This window comes from Solibacillus sp. NPDC093137, assembly GCF_050280445.1.
Classification (GTDB): Bacteria; Bacillota; Bacilli; order Bacillales_A; family Planococcaceae; genus Solibacillus; species Solibacillus isronensis_B.
In genome coordinates this window covers 1-22,701 of sequence record NZ_JBNNVH010000005.1, presented here as the reverse complement: position 1 = coordinate 22,701, position 22,701 = coordinate 1, and the positions used below count along the sequence as shown (strand labels likewise).

Genomic DNA, 22,701 nt, shown 5'->3' with positions numbered 1-22,701 from the left:
TGGGTTTCAGTAATAACTTTTATGCGTTTATGAAATTGTAATACCAGCACTTGCCGTACCTGTCAGTGCAGCAGCTAATGTAACTCCTGTTCCGGCAATTGAGTAAACCATTAATAAACGGTCACCTTGTGCTACAGGAACCGGTGGCACATTTGATGATCCATATGATGTTTGGCCAAGAGTTATAAGCCCTGTAAATGGCGGTGTCAGCGTAACTCTAGCATTTGTAGCAGTGAATACTGAACTTCCTGCAGGTGCACGGTAAATTTGAGCAGTAACCGATACAGATCCTAAACCAAGATCAACGGCAGCTAGTGCAGTGAATGATGCGGAGATTGCTGTAATACTACCATTGCGTGGAACTGCGAAAGCTTCAGTAGCAACACCTGATAGGTCAATTGTATTCCCTACAATTGTAATTCCAGGAACCGCAGTACCAAATCCAATTAAACTTGTTGTACCCACTAATCCCCCAACAAGCGTAGTTAATACCACTGGCGTAATACCAGAAGAGAATGGAATGATTGACCCTGTATTTGGTGGTGTACAACCCGGTCTTACAGCTCTGAATGGTCCTAAGTTAACGCAGTTTGATCCACATGGATGTAAATTACCAATATTCATATTTTTAGAACACATACACATATTTTTCACCTCCTTCGCAATTATTCTATTCACCAATCAATAGAATCAAAGGGCAATTAACTAGTAATCAAATTTTGTAATTCAGTTTTTTACTTGAGCGAATCGACAGCTTGTTCAGGCAAAAAAAATAAAATCATCCTAACACTAGGATGATTTTATAAAGCTTTTCTATTTATTTTCGAAAAATATTAAAGAACGAGGAATTCCGCTGTTTCTTCGTCTTTTCTTCTCCAGAATCTGAATTATCCGTACTTTCTTCAACCGTTAATTCAATACTTTCCATCTGCTCTTCTTCCCGCATTGAACTGCCTTCATTTATTTCACTTAAATCGACTGGTTGTAATTTTTCAACTACCAACTTAACTTCATGAAGTTCAGGACTTACGATACTACTTTCACTAACTTTCTTAATTAGAGATGGAGGCGTTTCTTCGGGTCCATTCTCTGGCTCAAATAAGTTAGAGACTTTATTTAAAGTCGGTAAAAAGGTTGCTTCACCCTTTGACGACTTATTTGGTTTGAGTGAAGCTTTATTCAAAGAATTTCTACTTACATTTTGTGGTGGATGGTTGATTGTTTGGAAATAACGCTGATTAAAATAGCGTTCATCAACTTGATCAGCTTTATATTCTATATGTTCTTCCGGTTTCGTCTTTTCATCCTCTTTTTGCAATTGGATGACTTGATTTGTTAAATTTCTCAACTGCATATACGATGGTTGATTCGGTAGCGCCGGTGCAGGTACATTTTCCTGAGTCCCGTTCTGAAGATATTTCATCGTACTATCAGGCTTTGGAGCATTAGATTTTTCTGCTAACGGCTGCGCTTTCTTTTCCTCTTCCACCTTTTCTTCTTTAACATTATTTAACTTCTTCGATATTAATACAATTTCCTTACCCATTTTTTCAACCGTCTTATTCAATGAAGCAATCTGCATTTCAAATTGTTTTGCTTGCTCTTCATAAATTACAGTTTGAGTTTGTTGTTTTTCTTCCATTGTTTTTGTTAAGCCTTCTATATATGTTAATTGGCTTTTTAATGCTTCAAATTCATTTTTCATCATTTGGAAATCTTCAAACGATGTCCCCATTTTCAATGTCATCAATGTATTTCTGTACCCAGAGATTTTTAATTTCAACTTTTCAATTTCCTGGAGAGTATAGGTTGTGGATTCTTCCATTTCATTCACCCCTTTCAATCCGCATCTCTTCATATTTTATTGACGTTAACTGAGGTATGTGACAAACACTTCACCTTTGCAGTTGTTTTTAATTATAAAGTCACAAAAATGGGCTTTGATCTACTAATTTGTGAAGGTAACCTAATTACAGAATTCCCAACAGCCAAACTATTTCTTTGCCTATGCACTTCTATTACAGCGTCATAAAATACAAACGAAAGATAAAAATATAGAAGGAGGTGATAAGAACATGAAGGAACAAATGCCATCGCAACAAGAACTAATCTGTATTAATGTGGAAAAGGTGTATGACTGGGTTGTGAAAGATATGTCTTTTGAGTTCACTCCAACAAGCCCAATTACGTTTCCAGGTTTACCAGTAGATGCAGTTGTCGGAGGAGCTCAAGTTACATGCCAAGTAGTACCAGCAGCAGTAAACCCTGTTGTTATTATGAGCCGTGAAAATCGTACATTTACGATTGACGGAACATCTGTTTATTTACAACAGCTTATGATTCAAAAGAACTTCACTGTGACAATTTGCATTACGTTAGCAAACGGAACAACTTACACAAGTAACGGCTTTGATATTTCACGCTGCGAACATGTTGTAATGTGTGCACCTAAAGGGACAAATGTTGATGTAACATATACAGATCTTGATTGCTTCGTATGCTCAACTGGTCCATTCTTCAACAATGGGGACGGTACAATTTCATTTGAGAATCTATCACTTTCAATCGCAGTTTGCCAAAGCATTCAATCAACATTCCCAGTGACAGTAGAATTTTTGGCTGACTACTGTGAACCACGAGCAGATTTACCATTTGCTTGTTCACCAGCATCTCGCCCTAACAACTGTGCTGTTGTTTTCCCATAATATTATGAATCAGTGTTATCACCAACTTCATCATCATATAATAAAGAAAGGGAGAAACACCCTTTCTTTATTTTGCTTACATAAGCAAATAAAATTTAACCGTAAGGAGGAGGTATTTCCAGTGCCCAAAAGCTCCCACCCTTTCGAAATAAAGTTAAATACGCTGCAAAATCAAACCCAAACCTATCTCCACGAAATAAAGGAACTCATCGAAAAACTTCCTAACTCCAACAACACCAAGGTTATTAGCTATTTCACTTCCACTTTTAATATATCCCATCAATTAGATCAGGAGAGTTTATGTTTAGGCTCTTATCATATTTATAATATCGGTAATGAACCATTACTAAACCCTTCTATTTGTATAACATTGCCTGAATCATCACCTTTTTCATTTAGTGGTCGGTATGTACATGAACAGCTCCAACAAAGACTAAAAGGACCGAATGAATGGTTGCGTTTCTCAAAAACGCCAAACAAAAACGAATACTGGCTTAAACCAATTAGCAAAACATCAATCGAACCGAATGAAATCATTTCATTTACAAATTTCCAGATAAGATGGTCCCCAAATAAATCTTACGCTGGAAGCATTACAGGCTTTACTTATTGTGATCAGTTTCAAGATGGGATTGCTGTTGTAAACCCTATTAATTTAAGTGTCATTCATTTGGAACAGGAGGAAACATCATAAACGAATTTGAAGATAAACAAGAAGAATCCGAAGTACTAACAATTGAAAAGATATTAAAGCAATTCATGAAAGAACATTTTTCATCGATAAAAGATGAGCTCCAGGAAAATAATAATAGCTTTATTTTTCTGGAAAAAAGTTCACTCAATTTATTATTAGCTTATCTATTATCAAACAATAAATATGAAGCATCATACCCTGTCAATGAAGAAGAAGAAAAAAAAGCTGTTGAAAAAATAAACCAGCTCATCAATGAAAATGAAAAAGAGTTTCAGGAGATTATAGGCTTACTGAAAGATATGACTTGAAAGGAGGATCCATGTGGATATTGAAAGCGTGAAAAATAAGGACGTACTTCAATTACAGCAAACTATCATCTTTTTAAAATCAGAAATCGCAAAATATCAAAACGAAATATCCACCCTACAAAGCGTGGACTATTATTCAATGGTAAATAGTCTTGAGCAGGAACTGAGTCAGTTAGTAAACGAGAAAAAAGAACTTTCATTGGAATTAATGATGCTGAGGAAAAGTTTTGAAAAAGAGCTTAGCGAGCTGCATGAAAATATTCAATTACGTGAAGAGCAAAGAATAAAACTGATTACTTCCATTGAATCACTAGTGGAAAAAAAAGAAAACTTACAGAAAGAAAACAAACAATTAAAAGAAACAATCGAAAAAACAGCTAATAGCGAAAATCCTGCTGCCCGTTCAGAAAACTATATACAGGCCGTAGAAGAACTGGATCATTTGCTGCGTTCTTTCATGAACAGCAACAATGAACAATTACTTTCTCTACGTGATACGATCAATCAACAGCACGATTTGTTAAAGCATATTAAAGATAAAAATGATGAAATTCATTCTACCCTTGAAGAAATGGTCCAAATAAAAGAGCCTGAACATAATAATTATTCTCCAACTGATGAACAAACGATCACCCGAATCAACCTTGAAAACCAGCTCCAAAATTTATTCATTCAAGCAACCAGTTTTGAAACAGAGCTTGATGAAAAACTACGTATACTGGATGAGTTTGATGACAAGTTACTATTGCTCGCCATTGAGATTGAGAAACATAAAAAAGGTGATATATAACAGACAGCTTAGATAGTAGAAAAGGCGACACGTCTGCACGTATCGCCTCTCCTTTATTTAAATGTTCTCCAACCAATATCTTTGCGGAAGAAGAAATTCGTCCATTCTTTCTTTGCAAGTTCAGCATATACTTTTTCCTGCGCTTCTTTTAACGTGGCTGCTTCTGACGCCACTAACAACACACGGCCACCGTTACCGATGAACCGGTCGCCCTCAAGCTTTGTCCCCGCATGGAATACCGGCAGTTCAATATCCGAAAGTTCCGGCAGTGCATTGCCTTTTTCCACATCACCCGGATAGCCTTCAGCCGCAACAACAACCCCTAGCATAGCCTCTTCTTTCCACTGTAACTCATATGGCTGCTCGTTCATTAAGCTCATCATAAATTCACCGAAGTCTGAAGCCATACGTGGTAACACAACTTGTGTTTCCGGGTCACCAAAACGTGCATTGAACTCAATTACTTTCGGGCCTTTGGCAGTTAAAATTAAGCCTGCATACAGAATTCCAGTGAATGATACACCTTCTGCATCCATTGCTTTTACAGTTGGCTCTACGATTGTGTCGTACGCAACTTTCACAATGTCCTCAGAAATTTGCGGTACTGGTGAATAAGCACCCATTCCGCCTGTATTTAGTCCTTTATCGCCATCATATGCACGTTTATGATCTTGTGCAATGACCATTGGGTATATTTGCCCTTTATGTACAAAACTCATGAAGCTGAATTCTTCGCCATCGAGGAACTCTTCCACAACAACACGGGACGAAGAATCCCCGAAACGTTGGTTGCCGATCATATCTTCCACAGCTTCAATTGCTTCTTGTTCTGTCATCGCGACAATGACACCTTTTCCGGCCGCTAATCCGTCCGCTTTAATTACAATCGGAGCACCTTGCTCTTTAATATAAGCAACCGCTTTATCCGCTTCCGTAAAAGTTTCATGCGCTGCCGTCGGAATGTTATATTTGTTCATAATCTCTTTTGCATAAGACTTCGAACCTTCGATTTTTGCCGCCGCTTTCGTTGGACCGAAAATAACCAAGCCTTGCTCATTGAAGTAGTCAACGATTCCTTCTGCTAATGGCTGCTCTGGCCCTACAAATGTTAAAGCTACATCATTTTCTTTTACAAACTGTGCAAGTGCTGCGAAATCTAGTGCATCAATCGCAACAACTTGTGCATCCTGTTTCATTCCGTCATTTCCTGGTGCTACGAATACCTTTTGTACAGATGGTGCATTATTGAATTGCTTCGCGATCGCATGCTCACGACCACCACTACCGATTACAAGAATGTTCATATTAGCTTCCCCTTTTATAGAAATTTGGATAAAAAAAACGCCCGCCAAATTTTAGGCGAGCGTTTTTCATTAATGGTCGTTTACACTGCGCTACCCGACCAAAAGTAGTGCTGTGCATATTACAATCAATGATTATTTTATTATTAACAGCGCATCTCCCGGCCAAAGTCGATACAGTTGTTAATAAAATTTGGTTACGATGGGGACCCGGCCAAGAATCGCCCAATCGTCTTATTTATCCCTCTCCCGGCCAGAAAGAAGAATAAATAAATCATTTGCAAACGCTTCTGCTAACATCCGGCCAGAACATTAGCGAAACTTTATTCTATTATAACGTAAATTTAATAATTTCTCTACTGCTAACTTATTAATTAATGTTTAAAGTGACGAACCCCTGTAAACACCATTGCAATACCGTATTTGTTCGCTGCATCGATTGATTCCTGGTCTTTAATTGAGCCGCCTGGTTGAATGATTGCTTTAATACCGGCTTTTGCCGCTGCTTCCACTGTGTCGCCCATTGGGAAGAATGCATCCGAAGCCAATGCCGCGCCCTGTGCTTTGTCTCCCGCTTGTTCAAAGGCAATTTTTGCTGCGCCTACACGGTTCATTTGACCAGCGCCAACACCTAATGTCATTTGTTTATCCGTTACAACAATGGCATTTGATTTTACATGCTTCACAACTGCCCAGCCTAGTTTTAACGCTTCCCATTCTTCTTCAGTCGGTTTACGGTCTGTCACAACTTGAATGTTTGCATCTTTAAATCCGAAACGGTCCGGCTCCTGTACAAGTAAACCACCTTCAACAGCAACAACATTGAATTGATCCTGCTTTTCCTGTGCGAAATCGATAGTTAACAGACGGATATTTTTCTTTTGTGTTAAAATTTCTAATGCTTCTGCAGTAAAGCTTGGCGCAATAATGATTTCAAGGAAAATACCCGATAACTTTTCTGCAGTTGCTTTGTCCACTTCTTTATTTAATGCAATGATGCCGCCGAAGATCGATGTTGGATCTGCTTCATATGCTTTACTGAATGCTTCTTCGATTGTTTCACCAGTTCCGACACCACATGGGTTCATATGTTTCACGGCAACCGCTGCAGGTAGTTCAAATTCTTTTACGATTTGCAATGCTGCATTTGCATCCTGAATATTGTTGTACGATAATTCTTTGCCGTGTAATTGTGTTGCGTAGGCAATCGAGAAATCTGAACCTAAACGTTTTGCATAGAACGCCGCTTTTTGGTGAGGGTTTTCACCATAGCGTAATGTTTGCTTCAGTTCATATGTTAACGTCATGTTTTCCGGGAACTCTTCGCCAATTGCATTTGATAAATGATTGGAAATATACGAATCATATGCAGCCGTGTGACGGAATACTTTTGCTGCTAAACGACGACGTGTTGTTAATGTCGTTTTTCCATCTGCCTTTAACTCTTCCAATACGGCAGAATAGTCATTTGCATCAACAATTACCGTTACATAATCATGGTTTTTTGCTGCCGAACGTAGCATTGTCGGACCGCCGATATCGATGTTTTCAATTGCATCATCCCAAGATACATCCGGTTTTGAAATCGTTTCGACAAACGGATATAAATTGACACATACAATTTCGATTGGGCGGATGCCATGTTCGTTCATTTGCGCAACATGGCTTGGCTCATCAAACTTACCTAATAGACCGCCATGGATCATCGGGTTTAATGTTTTTACACGGCCATCCAAAATTTCCGGGAAGTTTGTTACTTCATCTACTGCAGTTACCGGAACATTGTTTTGTTGTAATAAACTTTTTGTTCCTCCAGTAGAAAGTACTTCATAGCCAAGAGCTACTAATTCTTTTGCAAATTCTAAAATACCATTTTTATCTGAAACACTAATAAGTGCACGTTTCGTCACGATTAGGTCCTCCAATTCATTTTTTCGGTGAGCAATGCCCTCACAGGAGCGGCTCATGCGAATTTACTTATTTACTTTAAATAATTGCTGTAATGTCTTCGTGTATAGCGCATGTTCTAATTTATGTATACGCTCTTCAGTCGCTTCACGGTTACCATCTACAACATCAACTGCTCCCTGCGAGATAATCTTTCCTGTATCCATTCCCGCATCTACATAGTGGACCGTTACACCCGTAACTTTTACGCCGTGATTCATCGCCTGACCAATGGCGTCTTTTCCGGGAAATGATGGCAGCAGCGACGGATGAATATTGATAATCCGATGCTCGTAAGCCGATAATAGCGTTTCCCCAACAAGGCGCATATAACCTGCTAAGATGATCCATTCAATCTCTCGTTCTTTTAACAGTTCAACAAGTTTGGTTTCATAAGCTAACTTGTCGGCAAAGGTTTTCGGTGCAAGCTCCATAGCAGGTATACCGAAATTTTGTGCACGTGTCACAACATAAGCACCCGGCTTATCCGTAATGACAAGCTCGATCGTCGCGTTAAGCTCACCGCGACTAATAGCTTCTTGAATTGCCTGAAAGTTACTACCGCTTCCAGAAGCGAATACGGCAATTTTCGTACCCATTACACTAAGCTCCCGTCATGTTCGCCGTTGAAAATAACTCCTTCACCGTTCACAACGCGACCGATTGTGTAAGCTTTTTCACCTTCAGCTTCTACTGCAGCAACCACTTTATCAGCTTCACTCGCTGGAACCGCAATAACAAAGCCGATTCCCATGTTGAATACGTTATATAAATCTTTGTCCGCCAATGCACCTTTTTCTTTTAAAAATTCAAAGATGCGCAGCACTGGCCAAGATCCTAAATCGATTTCAGTTGCCAAACCTTGTGGCATCATACGTGGCAAGTTTTCATAGAAGCCCCCGCCTGTAACGTGTGCACAACCGTGTACATCTGCAGCTTTAAGTGCTGCTAAAACTGGCTTTGCATAAAGCTTTGTAGGAACGAGAAGCGCTTCGCCGATAGGACCAAGGTCTTCATAGCCTTCTACTACTGCGTCAACTGCGATTTCATTGTCCGCGAACACAACTTTACGCACTAATGAATAGCCGTTTGAATGTACACCGCTTGAAGCAAGGCCGATTAGAACATCGCCTTCCTCTATTTTCTCGCCTGTAATGATGTCCGTTTTTTCACAAGCACCTACAGCAAAACCAGCTAAGTCGTACTCTTCTTCTTCGTAAAGACCCGGCATTTCAGCTGTTTCTCCGCCGATTAATGCTGCTCCTGACTGCACACAGCCGTCTGCAACACCTTTAACGATTTGTTCTATTTTTGCCGGCTCGGCCTTCCCTACTGCTACATAGTCAAGGAAGTAAAGTGGTTCAGCACCTTGTGCAACGATATCATTTACACACATCGCAACACAGTCCACGCCGATTGTATCGTGTTTATCAACCATAAATGCAAGCTTCAGTTTCGTCCCAACACCGTCCGTACCTGAAATAAGAACTGGTTCCTTTAAGTTCAGTGCAGACAAATCAAACATGCCTCCAAAGCCGCCAAACGTTCCCATCACACCTAAACGGTTCGTACGCTCGACATGTGACTTCATACGTTTTACTGCTTCATAACCTGCCTCAATATTTACGCCTGCCTGTTCATATGCTTTTGACATAATGTACTTGCTCCTCCTTAATTTCTAACAGTCTTTTTCATGTGGTAAAACTGTGTCCGGGAAAATCTCTGTCGGGTATTTACCAGTAAAGCATGCGACGCAAAGTCCGCCATTTTCATCTTCAAACGGGCGGTTCGTTGCACGGACCATACCTTCCAGCGATAAAAATGTTAGTGTGTCTGCTTCAATTGCTACTCGTATATCTTCCACACTGTGGCTTGATGCTATCAGCTCTTCATGTGTCGACGTATCGATTCCGTAATAACAAGGATCCGTCATTGGAGGGGAAGAAATCACAACATGTACTTCTGCCGCCCCTGCTTCTTTCAGCATGCGTACAATGCGTCTCGATGTTGTACCGCGTACAATTGAATCATCTACCATTACAACACGTTTTCCTTTAACAACTTGAACTACCGGTGATAGTTTCATTTTAACACCACGTTCGCGAAGCTCCTGTGTCGGCTGGATAAAAGTACGTCCAACATAGCGGTTTTTAATTAAACCAAGCTCGTATGGAATACCGCTCGCTTCAGAAAATCCGATTGCTGCAGAAATGGACGAATCAGGAACTCCTGTAACGACGTCCGCTTCAATATGGGAACATTCTTTTGCGAGTTCTTTCCCCATGCGTTTACGGGCCATATGGATATTTACTTCATCAATATTTGAATCAGGACGTGCAAGATATACATATTCCATCGCACACATTGTTCGCTTGTCCTTTTCAACATAGCTGTCGACCTCAAGACCATTATTTGAAATGATCAATAACTCGCCAGGTTCCACTTCACGTACGTATTCCGCACCGATTAAATCAAATGCACATGTTTCAGAAGCAACTACATATGAATCACCCAGCTTTCCAAGTGAAAGCGGTCGTAAACCATTTCGGTCCCGAGCCACAATCATTTGGTCATTCGTTAATAAAATAATAGAGAATGCGCCTTTTAATAACGACAATGCTTCTTTCACTTTTGAACGAAATGGTGAGTGTTTTGATTTTTTAATGAGATGTACAACAACCTCTGTATCGGAAGTCGAGTTGAAAATACTGCCAGAGCGCTCTAAAAACTGTTTTAAATGTGTGGCATTCACTAAGTTCCCATTATGGGCAATTGCCAGTGAGCCAGTTGAAGAACGGAATAACAATGGCTGGACATTTTCCAGTCCTTTGCCGCCTGCTGTTGCGTATCGTACATGCGCAATTGCTGCGTGCCCTACTACTTTACGTAATTTATTTTCATTGAACACGTCATTTACGAGACCTTCACCACGTACAGCCTGAAGCTGATTACCGTCGGTTGTGACGATACCAGCTCCTTCCTGTCCACGATGCTGTAATGCGTGTAAACCGTAATAACTTAAGTGGGCCGCATCCTGGTTACCCCAAATGCCAAATACACCACATTCCTCATTTAAGCCTCTGATTTCAGCAAGCATGGAATTGCTCCTTTCCAGGCAGAACGGAATTCCTCCACAGTACCTTCAACAAGTACACCAGTTTCGCCGCTAATTTTAATATTCGCGTCGTCTGTTACTGTACCGATTTTTTGTGCGTCTTTTACGATTGTTTCAAATCCTTCTGCATGTTCAGCTTTCACTGTTAATACAAAGCGTGATTGTGATTCAGCGAACAGAGCCGTTGTTGCAGAACCTGTTAATGCTACGTCCAAACCTAAACCTTTTGCAGCGAAAGTTTTCTCCGCTAATGCAACCGCAACTCCGCCTTCAGAAACATCATGCGCTGACTGAACAAGTCCCGCTTGAATTGCTTCCAAAATAGATTGTTGACGTGCCGCTTCTACTGTTAAGTCGATTGAAGGTGCTTTGCCAGAAATGCCGCCTTCCACTAACTTTTGTAATTCAGAACCACCGAATTCTGTTTTTGTGTCACCGACTACGTACACAACATCACCGGCAGCTTTAACTTCCTGTGTTGTAACATGCGCTAAATCTTTTACTAATCCAACCATACCGATTGTTGGTGTTGGGTAAACCGCTTCGCCTGAACGCTCGTTGTACATTGATACGTTACCGCCAATAACTGGTGCATCTAATGCTAAACAAGCCTCTGCAATACCGTCAGCCGATTTTTGGATTTGCCAGAAGATTTCAGGCTTTTCCGGATTACCGAAGTTTAGGCAGTCTGTAATCGCAAGTGGTTGTCCGCCTGAACATACGATGTTACGCGCTGCTTCAGCAACAGCAATTTTTCCGCCTGTTGTAGGGTCTAGGTAGATATAGCGAGCATTACAGTCTGTCGTCATCGCCAACCCTTTATTTGTACCGCGTACACGTAATACTGCAGCATCCGAACCTGGTGCTACCACCGTATTTGTACGTACTTGGTAGTCATATTGATCATAAACCCATTCTTTTGAAGCGATTGTCGGCGCTTTTAAAAGTGCTGTTAACGTTTCTTTATAATCTGTTACGTTTGGTTCTGTATTTTCCATTGCCTGATATGCTGCAAAGTAAGCTGGTTCAGCATCCGGCATATTGTAAACCGGTGCGTCTTCAGCAAGCGCGTCTGCAGGCACCTCTGCTACCACTTCACCTTTGTGCAGTAAACGAAGCATTTTGTCTTCTGTCACTCTTCCTACTGCTACCGCATCAAGATCATATTTATCGAAAATCGCTTTAATTTCATCTTCACGACCTGCTTTTACAACGATCAGCATGCGCTCTTGAGACTCTGATAACATCATTTCATACGCTGACATGTTTGTTTCGCGTTGAGGAACTAAGTCCAAGTTCATCTCTACACCAGTACCAGCTTTAGAGGCCATTTCTGCTGAAGATGAAGTAAGACCTGCTGCACCCATATCTTGAATACCAACTAATGCATCTGATTTTACAACTTCCAGACAAGCTTCAAGAAGTAATTTTTCCATGAATGGATCCCCAACTTGTACTGCCGAACGACTTTCTTCAGTATCTTCTGTCAATTCTTCAGAAGAGAATGTTGCACCGTGAATACCGTCACGACCTGTTTTTGCACCAACGTACATTACAGTATTTCCTACTCCTGCAGCAATACCTTTTTGGATATCCTTATGATCGATTAATCCGACACACATTGCATTTACAAGCGGATTTCCTTCGTAGCACGGATCAAAACCAATTTCGCCGCCTACTGTCGGAATACCGATACAGTTTCCGTAACCTGCAATACCCGCAACAACTTCTTCAAATAGATATTTACCGCGCGCTGATTTCAACTCACCAAAACGTAAGGAGTTCAGCATAGCAATTGGACGTGCACCCATTGAGAAAACATCACGGATAATTCCGCCTACACCTGTTGCAGCACCTTGGTATGGTTCAATAGCAGATGGATGGTTATGTGATTCCATTTTGAAAACGACCGCCTGCTCATCACCGATGTCAACAATACCGGCACCTTCACCAGGACCTTGCAGTACTTGAGGACCTTTTGTCGGGAACTTGCGAAGTACCGGCTTCGATTTTTTATAAGAGCAGTGCTCAGACCACATCACCGAGAAAAGACCTGTTTCTGTCCAGTTTGGAATACGACCTAACTTTTCAATTGCCAAGTCAAATTCCGCATCTGACATCCCCATGTCTGCATAGAGACGTTTTTCCTTAATTTGCTCTGGTGTTGGTTCGAAATTAGTTGTTAACATGCTGTTCCCTCCACTGCTTCACAATTGATTTAAATAGTTTAAGACCGTCTGCGCCACCAACGATTTCATTTGCAGCACGCTCTGGATGTGGCATCATGCCGAGTACATTGCCTTCTTTATTGATAATTCCTGCGATATTCGCTAAAGAACCGTTCGGATTTTCACCCTCATATGTAAAGACAATCTGGTTATTGGCTTGTAAAGAGGCTAATGTTTCGTCATCACAGTAGTAGTTGCCTTCACCGTGCGCGATCGGAATATTGATTACTTCTCCCTCTTCATATCCGTTTGTAAATAATGTGTTGTTGTTTTCAACTTTCAGCTGTACTGTACGACACATGAATTTCAGGTTTTTATTGCGGATAAGAGCTCCTGGTAACAGCTCTGCTTCCGTTAAAATTTGGAATCCATTACAAACACCTAACACTGGTTTGCCTTGTGCTGCAAACTCTTTTAGAGCCGACATAATGTTTGATTGGTTTGCCATTGCGCCACAACGTAAATAATCTCCATATGAGAAACCGCCAGGCACTAATGCCCCGTCAAATCCGTCTAGACTTGTAGCTGTATGCCAAACATATTCTACTTCTTCACCTAACTCGTCCTTAATCGCATGAAACATGTCGATATCACAGTTAGACCCCGGGAAAACGAGTACTGCAAATTTCATCGTATTATGCCTCCTCAACTTCGTAACGGTACTTTTCAATCACCGTGTTCGTTAATACTTTTTCGCACATTTCTTTCACGATTGTGTTGATATCACGGTCAGTATCTTCGATTGTAACTTCCAAATACTTGCCGATACGTACGTCAGAAACTTCACCATAGCCGATTTTTTGCAATGAGCCTTGAACTGCAGAACCTTGTGGATCCAGGATGCTTTCTTTTAATGTTACATATATTTTAACTTTCTTCATGAGTTAGTTGCCTCCAAGTTTTTGTAATATAATCTCATATACTTCCGTTAGATTGCCTAAATCACGGCGGAATACGTCTTTATCAAGCTTTTGCTTTGTACTAGAGTCCCATAAACGACAAGTGTCAGGAGAAATTTCATCGGCAAGTAAAATATTGCCGCCTTTATCACGACCAAATTCCAGTTTGAAGTCGACTAGCGTTACACCAACAGCAGTAAAAATCGGTAGCAGCACTTCATTCACATGCAGTGCCGCATTATACAGCTGTTCTACTTCCATTGGTGTTGCGATATTCAGCACATCAATATGCTCTGTTGTAATCAGCGGATCACCTAATGCATCATCTTTATAATAAAATTCGACGATCGGACGCTTTAGTGGAGTACCCTCATCCAAGCCTAGACGTTTTGCCAGGCTGCCTGCAGCAATATTGCGTGTAACAACTTCGATTGGAATAATTTCGACTTTACGTACAAGCTGTTCGTTCGCTGAAAGCCTTTTTACGAAATGTGACTCAATTCCGTTTGCTTGTAACTTTTCGAAAAGTAACGTCGTAATTTGGTTGTTTAAATTTCCCTTTCCAGCAATCTCGGCTTTTTTCTCACCATTAAATGCTGTCGCACTATCTTTGTATTCAACAAAAAGTATTTCAGTATCTTCTGTTGTATAGAGTCGTTTTGCTTTCCCTTCATATAAAAGCTGGCCTTTATTCATGACGTATTCCTCCTGATTAATTGATTAGTTAGTTAAGACCTAAACGTTCGAAAATCAAATCAACATTCTGAATATGGTAGTTGTAGTCAAAGCAGTCTGCAATTTCTTCCGGTGATAGATGCGCTGTGATTTCTTCACTCGCTTCCACAAGCGGACGGAACTGTGTTTGCTCATCCCAAGCTCGCGCTGTTAATGGCTGAACCGTATCGTACGCCTCCTCACGTGATAATCCTTTGTCGATTAACGCAAGTAAAATACGCTGTGAGTAGATCAGACCAAATGTACGCTCCATATTGCGTTTCATATTGTCAGGGAATACAGTTAAGTTTTTCAAAATATTACCGAAACGATTTAACATATAATTTAATGTAATTGTGGCATCCGGAATAATGACACGTTCAGCTGAAGAATGGGAAATATCACGTTCATGCCATAAAGCTACATTCTCATAAGCTGTCAGCATGTAACCGCGCATCAATCGTGCCATACCTGTCATATTTTCAGAGCCGATTGGGTTTCGCTTATGCGGCATAGCAGATGAACCTTTTTGCCCTTTCGCAAACCCTTCTTCCACTTCACGTGTTTCGGATTTTTGCAGTCCGCGGATTTCTGTCGCAAATTTTTCAATTGATGTAGCGATTAATGCCAATGTAGAAAAGTATTGTGCATGACGGTCACGCTGTAATGTCTGTGTAGAAATTGGTGCAGCTGCTAATCCAAGATGTTCACATACATAGCTTTCCACACGCGGGTTAATATTGGCATATGTTCCGACAGCACCGCTCATTTTACCTGTTTCAATTACTTTTGCGGCTTCTTCAAAACGTACTAAGTTACGGCGCATTTCTTCAAGCCATAATGCCAGCTTTAAACCAAATGTTGTCGGTTCTGCATGCACACCGTGCGTACGTCCCATCATTACTGTAAATTTATGCTCTTTCGCTTTTTCAGTCAGAATAGCGATGAATTGATGTAAATCTTTCCGTAAAATTTCATTCGCCTGTTTGATTAAATATGATAGTGCTGTATCTACAACGTCCGTTGAAGTTAAACCGTAGTGTACCCATTTCTTTTCATCACCAAGTGCAGGTGTTTCCGAAACAGCTCGTGTAAATGCTACTACATCATGACGTGTTTCCTGCTCAATTTCATAAATACGATTGATATCAAATGATGCATTTGCACGTAATTTTGCTACATCCTCTTTTGGAATTTCACCAATTTCAGCCCAGGCTTCACAAGCTAAAATCTCTACTTCAAGCCATGCTTTAAATTTATTTTCTTCAGTCCAAATTGCACCCATTTCAGGACGTGTATAGCGTTCTATCATAAATCTTCTCCTTTTACTCCGGCCAGATACCAGAGTCTTTAATTTGTTGTAATGCTGTATTTATATCATCTGTCATGATTGTGACATGACCCATTTTTCGATTTACCTTTGCTTCTGATTTCCCGTACAAATGTACTGACCAGTCAGGAAACTTCGAAATGGAATTTGTTAATGGAACGACATGCTGACCAAGTACATTCACCATAATTGATGGCGCCCACAGTTTTGGTTTACGTAGCGGCCACCCGCATACTGCACGAATATGCTGAGTAAACTGTGAAATATTGCATGCCTCAATCGAATAATGGCCTGAGTTATGCGGACGTGGTGCGCATTCGTTAATTACGATACTGCCATCTTCAAGGACGAACATTTCAACTGCCAATGTACCAATCAGTTGTAGTGAATCCGCAATTTTTAGAGCAGCTTCCTCAGCTAATTGTGCTGTAGACTGTTCGATTCGTGCCGGCACAATCGTTTCATGTAAAATATGATTTATATGAATGTTTTCTCCGACAGGCAAGCAGTAAGTTTCACCGTCTCCATTGCGTTGAACGATGACTGAAATCTCTTTTGTAAATGGAACAAAGCCCTCTGCAATACACTGTGAATATGCAAATAATTCTTTTGCTAACGGTAAGTCCTCAGCAGATTTCAATAACTGCTGGCCTTTCCCGTCATAACCGCCCCGTGCTGTTTTTACGATACATGGGAAGCCGATTTTTCCGATGTCCTCTTGAAGCTGTTCATATGTAGAAGCGACAATATATGGCGCAACCGGACAGCCTGCATCAACAATCATCTGCTTTTCTGTTACACGATTTTGTGTAATGCGCACAAGCTCTGCACCTTGAGGAACATAGGCCATTTGTGTTAAACGCTTTAAGCCATCGTAATCGATGTTCTCAAACTCATATGTTATGACATCACTTACTTCCGCCAGCTCTTCCAATGCTGCTTCATCATCGTAAGCTGCGACAATTCGTATGTCTGCCACTTGCCCACAAGGCGAATCCATTGTTGGCTCCAGTACTGCGATTTTATAGCCGGCTTCTTTTGCCGCAACTGCCATCATACGACCAAGCTGACCACCGCCGATAATGCCGATTGTTTGTCCAGGGTAAATCATTTTCGTCACGTTAAGTCACCTGTGCTTTCCAAAACTTGAGCTTTTGTCGCTTCACGTCTTGCCTCAAGCTTTGCAGCAAGCTCCTGATCAAACGCTCCTAAAATTTGCGTTGCAAGCAGGCCCGCATTTGTTGCTCCTGCCTTGCCGATTGCTACAGTTGCGACAGGTACACCACCTGGCATTTGGACAATCGATAATAGTGAATCGAGTCCGTTTAGCGCACGTGACTGTACAGGTACCCCTATTACAGGTAATGTCGTTTTTGCTGCTACCATACCTGGTAAATGAGCTGCTCCACCAGCCCCTGCAATAATTACTTGAATACCGCGTCCACGTGCAGCTTCCGCATATTCAAACATTAAATCTGGTGTGCGATGTGCTGAAACGACTTGCTTTTCATAAGGCACTTGCAGCTCGTCCAAAATGTCACAAGCATGCTTCATCGTTTCCCAATCACTTGAACTTCCCATAATAACGCCAATTTTCGGATTCATGAATTTCGCTCCTTTAAACATCTTCTCACTTGTTAAAAATCAATGTAAAAATCCTCAAATAAACTGCTCTCTACGCTCTACGCATGAGAAAGCAATCTACTTGAGGACTGAGCATTAAAAGTATATGTAGATAATTGCATTGCAATCCACATCCTTTATTCATCATACCTGAAGTTGCTTTCCCACATAGTCCGGTATTTACGGTGCCGGGTAGAGACACTAGAGCCATATTCTCTAGCATATATGAGGGATTAAATGTTTTTCCTGTTCACATTTTAACAAGGGTTACGAATAAAATCAACGTAAAAATGCGAACGATATTTTTAAAGCAAAAGATAATGTTCGGTTTTTAATCAAATCGCCCGTTAATCTTCTATCAATATACCTTTAAATTGTATTTTTTGACGTAAGTAAACAGGTTCGCCATTTACCTCTTCAAATACAGGTTCTTCTCTTCGTCCAAATGGCATATAGCCATCTTTCTTCATTCTTTCAAGGCATTGCTCGATTGTTTCATTTTCTTCTACTTCATACCATACTTGCTTTTTAGCCAAAAAGGTCATCCTTCCACATGTAAAATATCGCTCTAACTATACCACGATATTTTTAGTACTTTCTAATAGAAAGATTTAATTTTGTGAACGATTTGTCACAACTGGAAAATAAAACGGAGCAATCACAAATTTCCAGTGATTGCTCCAGTTCATTTATTTTATATACTCCATTTGTTCTGTTAACTCCAGTATATCCTCAAATGTTAAGTCAGGATTTTCAATAATTATATTATAGCGTAAGCCCTCTTCATCCCATTGAAGTAATTTGAAAGTCTCCAAATCAATTTTAGATCCTTTTTGTCCGCGTACTTCAATTATCTCTTCATCTTCACCGATGGACTCCATTGGCTTGAAGATTGAAAGAGAAAATTGCTGCTCACCGTTTTTAGAATACGTTAACACAATCTCTTCAGTTTCCGCCATCCCCATATCTTCAATTCCTTCCAATGTGTAACCAAGTGATTCGGAGAAGATTAAAAAGGGGCCTAGCTTCTCGACAGCTTCCTGCTCTGTTAATTGTTCGATTGGCTGAAAAGGCTCAATTTTTACATTAGCATCTTCCGGAATGTCCAGAATAAATATGGAATCATCAATTTTACTGTTCGGTTCAAATTTTGTGAATTCAGAAGTTATTTTCATATCGCCACTTACAGATATTGTCTTTAATGTCATCCATGTTTTTTTATCAACCCAAACTTCCATATCTCCAATAAGCGTATTTTGCTTTTTAGCTTTTGCGATTAAATGGTACGTTTCATGATCGGCAATCTTTTCTTCTTCACCAATCGTAATATCATGGGAATTTTTTATTTGTTCTAATGTACGTAATGCCTGCTCTTTTAACGTTGGTCGAACTAAGTTTTCCATGTCTGGACCGAGCTCAAAGATGATTGCTTCATTCATTGTTTTCGAATAGGATGTTATTGTTTTACCGTCGTTAACAGCAATTGATTCCTCTCCTGTGGAGTCAACCATCTCTACACGAGTCTTTCCGTTTTTCTCCCATTGCTTTGAAAGTATTTCGGTCCCGTCATCCATTGTCATTTTATATTCTCCATAAAAAGAATCAAGCTCAGACGTTTCCTGCATCGCCTGATCTAATATTTCCTGGGGTGAATAACTTTCTTCATTGCTGCATGCTGCCAAAGATAGCGTTAAAACTACTGCTGCTGAATAAATCAATTTTTTCATTTTATCCATTCCTCTCTTCTTCAATTGATGGTATCCATATGACAATCGCTAACTGATTTTTCTGTGCTCTAGCTGTAATTGTTCCATCATGCTTAGCTATAATTTGCTTTGCAATACTTAAACCGAGACCAGCCCCCCGCTCACCTATATGGCTTCGGGAATCATCAATCTGATACATCGGTTCAAACATTTGTTTACACTCCTGTTCCGTTATCGCTGCACCGCTGTTTTGTACGACAATATAAACACCTTTTTCCGTAAAGCTTTCTGCTAATTTCCCTATACTCCACGAAGGCATATTTGATTTTTCAAATGCGGATACATAAATCGTTCCTCCAGGATTTGTATACGTCCATGCATTCGCGACAACATTATCGACAACGCGCATCAGTTGCTTCGGATTTACGAAATAACTTCCTTCCACTTTGACTTTCGTTTTTGCCTTAAACCCTTTTTCCCTACTAATCTGTTCATAGTCACCTAAAAGCATATCAAAAAACTCTTCACCATCGACTTTTACAAGTTCCAGTTCATATGTTGGGGATTGCAATAATGTCAACATCATTAAATCATCAAGCAACTGCTTCATATAGTCTGATTTGGACTGAATGATCTGCAAATATTCCTGATGATCCTTTTCAGAATGGTTCCCGTACCGTAAGCTTTCTGCATATGCTTGAATTGATGTTAGAGGCGTTTTCAAGTCATGAGACAGACTTGCAATCATAAATTCCTTTTGTTGCTGCTCCGATGCAAGCTTTTTTCGAGTCGCCGTAATTTCCTGCTGCATTAGCTGAAAGCTCTCGGTTAATTCCCCGATTTCATCCTTTGTTACAGGTAGCGGATTTGTTGCTTCATCCTTGGCGAAAGCACGCATTTGCTCCATTAGTCGTTTTGCCGGCTTATTGAGGCGTCTGTTTAGCAAATAGACAACCGACCCGTATATGAGCAGCATTATTGCAATTAAACTAATTATGACAAATAGAGATTTGGTATTTACTTGTTCCAGCCATTCTGAACGAACGAGCGCAATTTTGTATATACCCTTTATTTCTCCATCTTCATAAACAGGTTCTTTATAAATAAATGTCTTATAGTTTTGTTCAAATTCATACAGATTTTTATAAACCGTTCTTTTCGAATCAAAGCTGCTGAAAGTGTTAATAAAATTTGAGGAATAATAAATCTTTCCATTCGGACTGTACAGCGTAATCATCAACTGATCGGATGTCAGTTTCTCGATTTCCTTGTAATTCGCATTAATATTGTAAAGCGATGGATGATCCAATTGATCTTTTAAATCTGTAACTAATGCCCACTTTTCAAAATACTCATCAACATTTTTATCTTGGTAATATGCGTTAATCGTTACGTAAAGACCATACAATGCAAGTAACGGCAATATCATGACAAGCAAATACGTAAGTAGAAGCCATGATTTAATCTTCATACTTGTTCACCTATAAAGCGGTAGCCCTTTCCCCATACGGTTTGTATATAGTTAGGTGATTTTACAGGATCATGCAGCTTCTCACGTAATGCTTTAATATGGACCGTTACCGTATGTGTCTGGTCCAGCTCAACTTGGTGCCAAACAAGTGTATACAACGCTTCCTTTGTAAATAACTCGAATGGATTTTGTGCCAATACTTTCAGTAACGCAAATTCTTTTTGCGTCAAGTTAATTTCAGCATCTTCGATATAAACACGTTCTTTTACCCAATCGATTTTTAACCCATGTACATATGAAAACATATCTTCTGCTGCAAAGACTTTATTATATCGCTGCCATCGACGTAATTGAGACCGAACACGCGCTTTTAACTCTTCTAAAGAAAATGGCTTTGCCAAATAATCATCGGCATCTTGTAATCCTGTGACTTTATCCGTTTCATTGCTTTTTGCACTGATCATAATAATTGGGACATCACTTTGCATTCGAATATGTTCAATCATTGATAACCCATCCATTTCAGGCATCATCCAATCAACAAGTATTAAATCATAGTTTCCGGCAGAGAAATCTTCTAATCCTTCAATTCCTGTCGTTGCCCATGTTACTGCATAACCTTCCTTTATTAATGTGTCTTTAATAATTCGCGCAATTTCGCGGTCATCTTCCACTAAAAGAATTTGTTGTGCCATCATGTACGCCTCCTACAATCACTATAACAAGTAATTTTTCCGATAATTGTAACTTTATAAATCCTTTATATTTTATCTTACTTTGTATTGTCTGTTTAAAGATAGCCAAAGTTACCTTTCACAGTAAAGACGACCTTTCTAAAATGGGTTTTTATGTTAATATCAACTATATAATTTGTTAAAAGAGGTGTCGTAAAGAAATGGAAATTTTTTTTGAAAAGATGAACAGCAAGATGGCCACTGCAATTCTCGACTGGAATTATGAAGAGCCTTACGACTTTTATAATAATGAACAAACAGTGGAAGCTATGGAGGAATTACTGGATGGATCCTACTATGTAATTATTAATAAAAATAAAGAGGTAATTGGTTTTTTTTGTACCGGGAAGAGTGCTCGAGTACCTAGCGGAAATAAGTTTGATGTTTATAAGGAAGATTTAATTGATATGGGAGTCGGGATGCACCCCAATCTGGTGGGTCTAGGCAAGGGGTTCGAGTTTTGTACGTATATTATGAAATTCATTGAAGATAGTTATCCAAGTAAATCGTTAAGATTAACCGTAGCAACGTTTAATGAAAGAGCCATTCATTTATATAAAAAGCTTGGTTTTGTTAAAGAAAATGAATTCAGCAATGACGTCACAAAATTCATGACCATGGTCAGAATATAATCGATTATAATGTATCTATTTATAACAACAAAAAAACCACTGATTCCTCAGTGGTTTTGCGTGTGCGAAGCGACGTCCTACTCTCACAGGGGGAAGCCCCCAACTACCATCGGCGCTAAAGAGCTTAACTTCCGTGTTCGGTATGGGAACGGGTGTGACCTCTTTGCCATCATCACTTCACTATTTTCGGCTTCCAATACACGGCGCTATCCTTCGTCAACTTCCCTCGTTCTTTCAGTCACGTACTTTAGTACGCTCCTTCAATCACTCAGTCGTTTCCTCGACTAGCTTGTGTCTTGAAACCCTTAGAAAGATCATTCTTTCAAAACTGGATAAACGTTTCATTGAATTGTGCAATAAAATGTGGTTAAGTCCTCGACCGATTAGTATTCGTCAGCTGCATGCGTCACCGCACTTCCACCTCGAACCTATCTACCTGATCGTCTTTCAGGGGTCTTACTTACTTGCGTAATGGGAAATCTCATCTTGAGGGGGGCTTCATGC

The 22,701-nt window shown here is 40.0% G+C and carries 23 protein-coding genes, 2 rRNA genes and 1 riboswitch; of the genes, 5 read left to right on the top strand and 20 right to left on the bottom strand.

Going from position 1 to position 22,701, the window contains the following annotated elements; all coding sequences use genetic code 11:
• Positions 1–27 precede the first annotated feature (27 nt).
• Positions 28–645 (bottom strand): exosporium glycoprotein BclB-related protein, encoded by a 618-nt coding sequence (locus ACQKN3_RS15405; RefSeq protein WP_427713031.1) that lies wholly within the window; start codon positions 643–645, stop codon positions 28–30.
• 172 nt (positions 646–817) lie between these two features.
• Positions 818–1,825, bottom strand: a complete 1,008-nt coding sequence (locus ACQKN3_RS15400; protein WP_427713029.1) for a hypothetical protein — start codon at positions 1,823–1,825, stop codon at positions 818–820.
• 250 nt (positions 1,826–2,075) lie between these two features.
• Between ACQKN3_RS15400 and ACQKN3_RS15395 the strand changes: the two genes are divergently transcribed.
• The 4 genes from ACQKN3_RS15395 to ACQKN3_RS15380 all read left to right on the top strand — a co-directional run bounded on the left by ACQKN3_RS15395 (position 2,076) and on the right by ACQKN3_RS15380 (position 4,497).
• On the top strand, positions 2,076–2,705 hold the full coding sequence (locus ACQKN3_RS15395; protein ID WP_251690806.1) for a hypothetical protein: 630 nt from the start codon (positions 2,076–2,078) through the stop codon (positions 2,703–2,705).
• Positions 2,706–2,826: 121 nt separating this feature from the next.
• A complete protein-coding gene (locus ACQKN3_RS15390; protein ID WP_251690807.1) occupies positions 2,827–3,399 on the top strand; it encodes a hypothetical protein in 573 nt (190 codons plus the stop codon).
• Positions 3,400–3,464: 65 nt separating this feature from the next.
• Complete coding sequence (locus ACQKN3_RS15385; RefSeq protein WP_251690808.1) at positions 3,465–3,707, top strand: hypothetical protein; 243 nt, start codon at positions 3,465–3,467, stop codon at positions 3,705–3,707.
• Between the two features lie 13 nt (positions 3,708–3,720).
• The gene (locus ACQKN3_RS15380) at positions 3,721–4,497 is read left to right on the top strand and encodes a multidrug ABC transporter ATPase (RefSeq protein ID WP_427713027.1); all 777 of its coding nucleotides are present in this window, start codon (positions 3,721–3,723) and stop codon (positions 4,495–4,497) included.
• Positions 4,498–4,550: 53 nt separating this feature from the next.
• Here ACQKN3_RS15380 and purD read toward each other — a convergent pair whose 3' ends face one another.
• From purD to ACQKN3_RS15300, 16 genes are all read right to left on the bottom strand, one after another.
• Positions 4,551–5,801, bottom strand: a complete 1,251-nt coding sequence (gene purD / locus ACQKN3_RS15375) for a phosphoribosylamine--glycine ligase (RefSeq protein WP_427713025.1) — start codon at positions 5,799–5,801, stop codon at positions 4,551–4,553.
• A gap of 371 nt (positions 5,802–6,172) precedes the next feature.
• Positions 6,173–7,708: a bifunctional phosphoribosylaminoimidazolecarboxamide formyltransferase/IMP cyclohydrolase gene (gene purH / locus ACQKN3_RS15370; RefSeq protein WP_251690811.1), complete on the bottom strand. Its 1,536-nt coding sequence runs from the start codon at positions 7,706–7,708 to the stop codon at positions 6,173–6,175.
• A 63-nt stretch (positions 7,709–7,771) separates the two neighbouring features.
• A complete protein-coding gene (gene purN / locus ACQKN3_RS15365; RefSeq protein WP_251690812.1) occupies positions 7,772–8,344 on the bottom strand; it encodes a phosphoribosylglycinamide formyltransferase in 573 nt (190 codons plus the stop codon).
• Positions 8,344–9,399: a phosphoribosylformylglycinamidine cyclo-ligase gene (purM, locus tag ACQKN3_RS15360; RefSeq protein WP_427713022.1), complete on the bottom strand. Its 1,056-nt coding sequence runs from the start codon at positions 9,397–9,399 to the stop codon at positions 8,344–8,346. Before purM ends, purN begins: the two co-directional genes overlap by 1 nt.
• A gap of 24 nt (positions 9,400–9,423) precedes the next feature.
• Complete coding sequence (gene purF / locus ACQKN3_RS15355; RefSeq protein WP_251690814.1) at positions 9,424–10,842, bottom strand: amidophosphoribosyltransferase; 1,419 nt, start codon at positions 10,840–10,842, stop codon at positions 9,424–9,426.
• Entirely contained in the window at positions 10,818–13,049 is a 2,232-nt protein-coding gene (gene purL / locus ACQKN3_RS15350; protein WP_427713019.1) for a phosphoribosylformylglycinamidine synthase subunit PurL, read from the bottom strand. Before purL ends, purF begins: the two co-directional genes overlap by 25 nt.
• Positions 13,036–13,719 (bottom strand): phosphoribosylformylglycinamidine synthase subunit PurQ, encoded by a 684-nt coding sequence (gene purQ / locus ACQKN3_RS15345; RefSeq protein ID WP_427713016.1) that lies wholly within the window; start codon positions 13,717–13,719, stop codon positions 13,036–13,038. Before purQ ends, purL begins: the two co-directional genes overlap by 14 nt.
• 4 nt (positions 13,720–13,723) lie before the next feature.
• Positions 13,724–13,969: a phosphoribosylformylglycinamidine synthase subunit PurS gene (purS, locus tag ACQKN3_RS15340; protein WP_350478741.1), complete on the bottom strand. Its 246-nt coding sequence runs from the start codon at positions 13,967–13,969 to the stop codon at positions 13,724–13,726.
• 3 nt (positions 13,970–13,972) lie between these two features.
• Entirely contained in the window at positions 13,973–14,683 is a 711-nt protein-coding gene (gene purC, locus ACQKN3_RS15335; RefSeq protein WP_251690818.1) for a phosphoribosylaminoimidazolesuccinocarboxamide synthase, read from the bottom strand.
• A 28-nt stretch (positions 14,684–14,711) separates the two neighbouring features.
• A complete protein-coding gene (gene purB, locus ACQKN3_RS15330) occupies positions 14,712–16,013 on the bottom strand; it encodes an adenylosuccinate lyase (protein ID WP_251690819.1) in 1,302 nt (433 codons plus the stop codon).
• A 13-nt stretch (positions 16,014–16,026) separates the two neighbouring features.
• Positions 16,027–17,151 (bottom strand): 5-(carboxyamino)imidazole ribonucleotide synthase, encoded by a 1,125-nt coding sequence (gene purK, locus ACQKN3_RS15325; protein WP_251690820.1) that lies wholly within the window; start codon positions 17,149–17,151, stop codon positions 16,027–16,029.
• Positions 17,148–17,636, bottom strand: coding sequence for a 5-(carboxyamino)imidazole ribonucleotide mutase (gene purE / locus ACQKN3_RS15320; RefSeq protein ID WP_251690821.1), 489 nt, complete (start codon positions 17,634–17,636; stop codon positions 17,148–17,150). The genes purK and purE overlap by 4 nt, the downstream gene beginning before the upstream one ends.
• A 167-nt stretch (positions 17,637–17,803) precedes the next feature.
• A riboswitch (purine riboswitch) is annotated at positions 17,804–17,903 on the bottom strand.
• Positions 17,904–18,001: 98 nt separating this feature from the next.
• Positions 18,002–18,190: an NETI motif-containing protein gene (locus tag ACQKN3_RS15315; protein ID WP_251690822.1), complete on the bottom strand. Its 189-nt coding sequence runs from the start codon at positions 18,188–18,190 to the stop codon at positions 18,002–18,004.
• Between the two features lie 153 nt (positions 18,191–18,343).
• Positions 18,344–19,381 (bottom strand): LolA family protein, encoded by a 1,038-nt coding sequence (locus ACQKN3_RS15310; protein WP_251690823.1) that lies wholly within the window; start codon positions 19,379–19,381, stop codon positions 18,344–18,346.
• A 1-nt stretch (position 19,382) separates the two neighbouring features.
• Complete coding sequence (locus ACQKN3_RS15305) at positions 19,383–20,831, bottom strand: HAMP domain-containing sensor histidine kinase (RefSeq protein WP_427713009.1); 1,449 nt, start codon at positions 20,829–20,831, stop codon at positions 19,383–19,385.
• Positions 20,828–21,526 carry a response regulator transcription factor gene (locus tag ACQKN3_RS15300; RefSeq protein WP_251690825.1) on the bottom strand — a complete coding sequence of 233 codons (699 nt, stop codon included), beginning with the start codon at positions 21,524–21,526 and terminating at the stop codon, positions 20,828–20,830. Before ACQKN3_RS15300 ends, ACQKN3_RS15305 begins: the two co-directional genes overlap by 4 nt.
• 200 nt (positions 21,527–21,726) lie before the next feature.
• Here ACQKN3_RS15300 and ACQKN3_RS15295 point away from each other — a divergent pair, with 200 nt between their 5' ends.
• Entirely contained in the window at positions 21,727–22,197 is a 471-nt protein-coding gene (locus ACQKN3_RS15295; protein ID WP_251690826.1) for a GNAT family N-acetyltransferase, read from the top strand.
• 64 nt (positions 22,198–22,261) lie between these two features.
• Here ACQKN3_RS15295 and rrf read toward each other — a convergent pair.
• Both rrf and ACQKN3_RS15285 read right to left on the bottom strand, forming a co-directional pair.
• Positions 22,262–22,377, bottom strand: a 5S ribosomal RNA gene (gene rrf, locus ACQKN3_RS15290).
• 183 nt (positions 22,378–22,560) lie between these two features.
• Positions 22,561–22,701 (bottom strand): 23S ribosomal RNA (locus ACQKN3_RS15285); the annotation flags it as partial.

Coding starts and splice junctions, on each gene's coding strand:
- ACQKN3_RS15400 (WP_427713029.1), bottom strand. CDS start 1,825: ATGGAAGAATCCACAACCTATACTCTCCAGGAAATTGAAAAGTTGAAA.
- ACQKN3_RS15310 (WP_251690823.1), bottom strand. CDS start 19,381: ATGAAAAAATTGATTTATTCAGCAGCAGTAGTTTTAACGCTATCTTTG.
- purB (WP_251690819.1), bottom strand. CDS start 16,013: ATGATAGAACGCTATACACGTCCTGAAATGGGTGCAATTTGGACTGAA.
- ACQKN3_RS15295 (WP_251690826.1), top strand. CDS start 21,727: ATGGAAATTTTTTTTGAAAAGATGAACAGCAAGATGGCCACTGCAATT.
- ACQKN3_RS15385 (WP_251690808.1), top strand. CDS start 3,465: ATGAAAGAACATTTTTCATCGATAAAAGATGAGCTCCAGGAAAATAAT.
- purM (WP_427713022.1), bottom strand. CDS start 9,399: ATGTCAAAAGCATATGAACAGGCAGGCGTAAATATTGAGGCAGGTTAT.
- purQ (WP_427713016.1), bottom strand. CDS start 13,719: ATGAAATTTGCAGTACTCGTTTTCCCGGGGTCTAACTGTGATATCGAC.
- purN (WP_251690812.1), bottom strand. CDS start 8,344: ATGGGTACGAAAATTGCCGTATTCGCTTCTGGAAGCGGTAGTAACTTT.
- purF (WP_251690814.1), bottom strand. CDS start 10,842: ATGCTTGCTGAAATCAGAGGCTTAAATGAGGAATGTGGTGTATTTGGC.
- ACQKN3_RS15305 (WP_427713009.1), bottom strand. CDS start 20,831: ATGAAGATTAAATCATGGCTTCTACTTACGTATTTGCTTGTCATGATA.
- purD (WP_427713025.1), bottom strand. CDS start 5,801: ATGAACATTCTTGTAATCGGTAGTGGTGGTCGTGAGCATGCGATCGCG.
- purC (WP_251690818.1), bottom strand. CDS start 14,683: ATGAATAAAGGCCAGCTTTTATATGAAGGGAAAGCAAAACGACTCTAT.
- ACQKN3_RS15300 (WP_251690825.1), bottom strand. CDS start 21,526: ATGGCACAACAAATTCTTTTAGTGGAAGATGACCGCGAAATTGCGCGA.
- ACQKN3_RS15405 (WP_427713031.1), bottom strand. CDS start 645: ATGTGTATGTGTTCTAAAAATATGAATATTGGTAATTTACATCCATGT.
- purE (WP_251690821.1), bottom strand. CDS start 17,636: ATGAATCCGAAAATTGGCGTTATTATGGGAAGTTCAAGTGATTGGGAA.
- ACQKN3_RS15395 (WP_251690806.1), top strand. CDS start 2,076: ATGAAGGAACAAATGCCATCGCAACAAGAACTAATCTGTATTAATGTG.
- purL (WP_427713019.1), bottom strand. CDS start 13,049: ATGTTAACAACTAATTTCGAACCAACACCAGAGCAAATTAAGGAAAAA.
- purS (WP_350478741.1), bottom strand. CDS start 13,969: ATGAAGAAAGTTAAAATATATGTAACATTAAAAGAAAGCATCCTGGAT.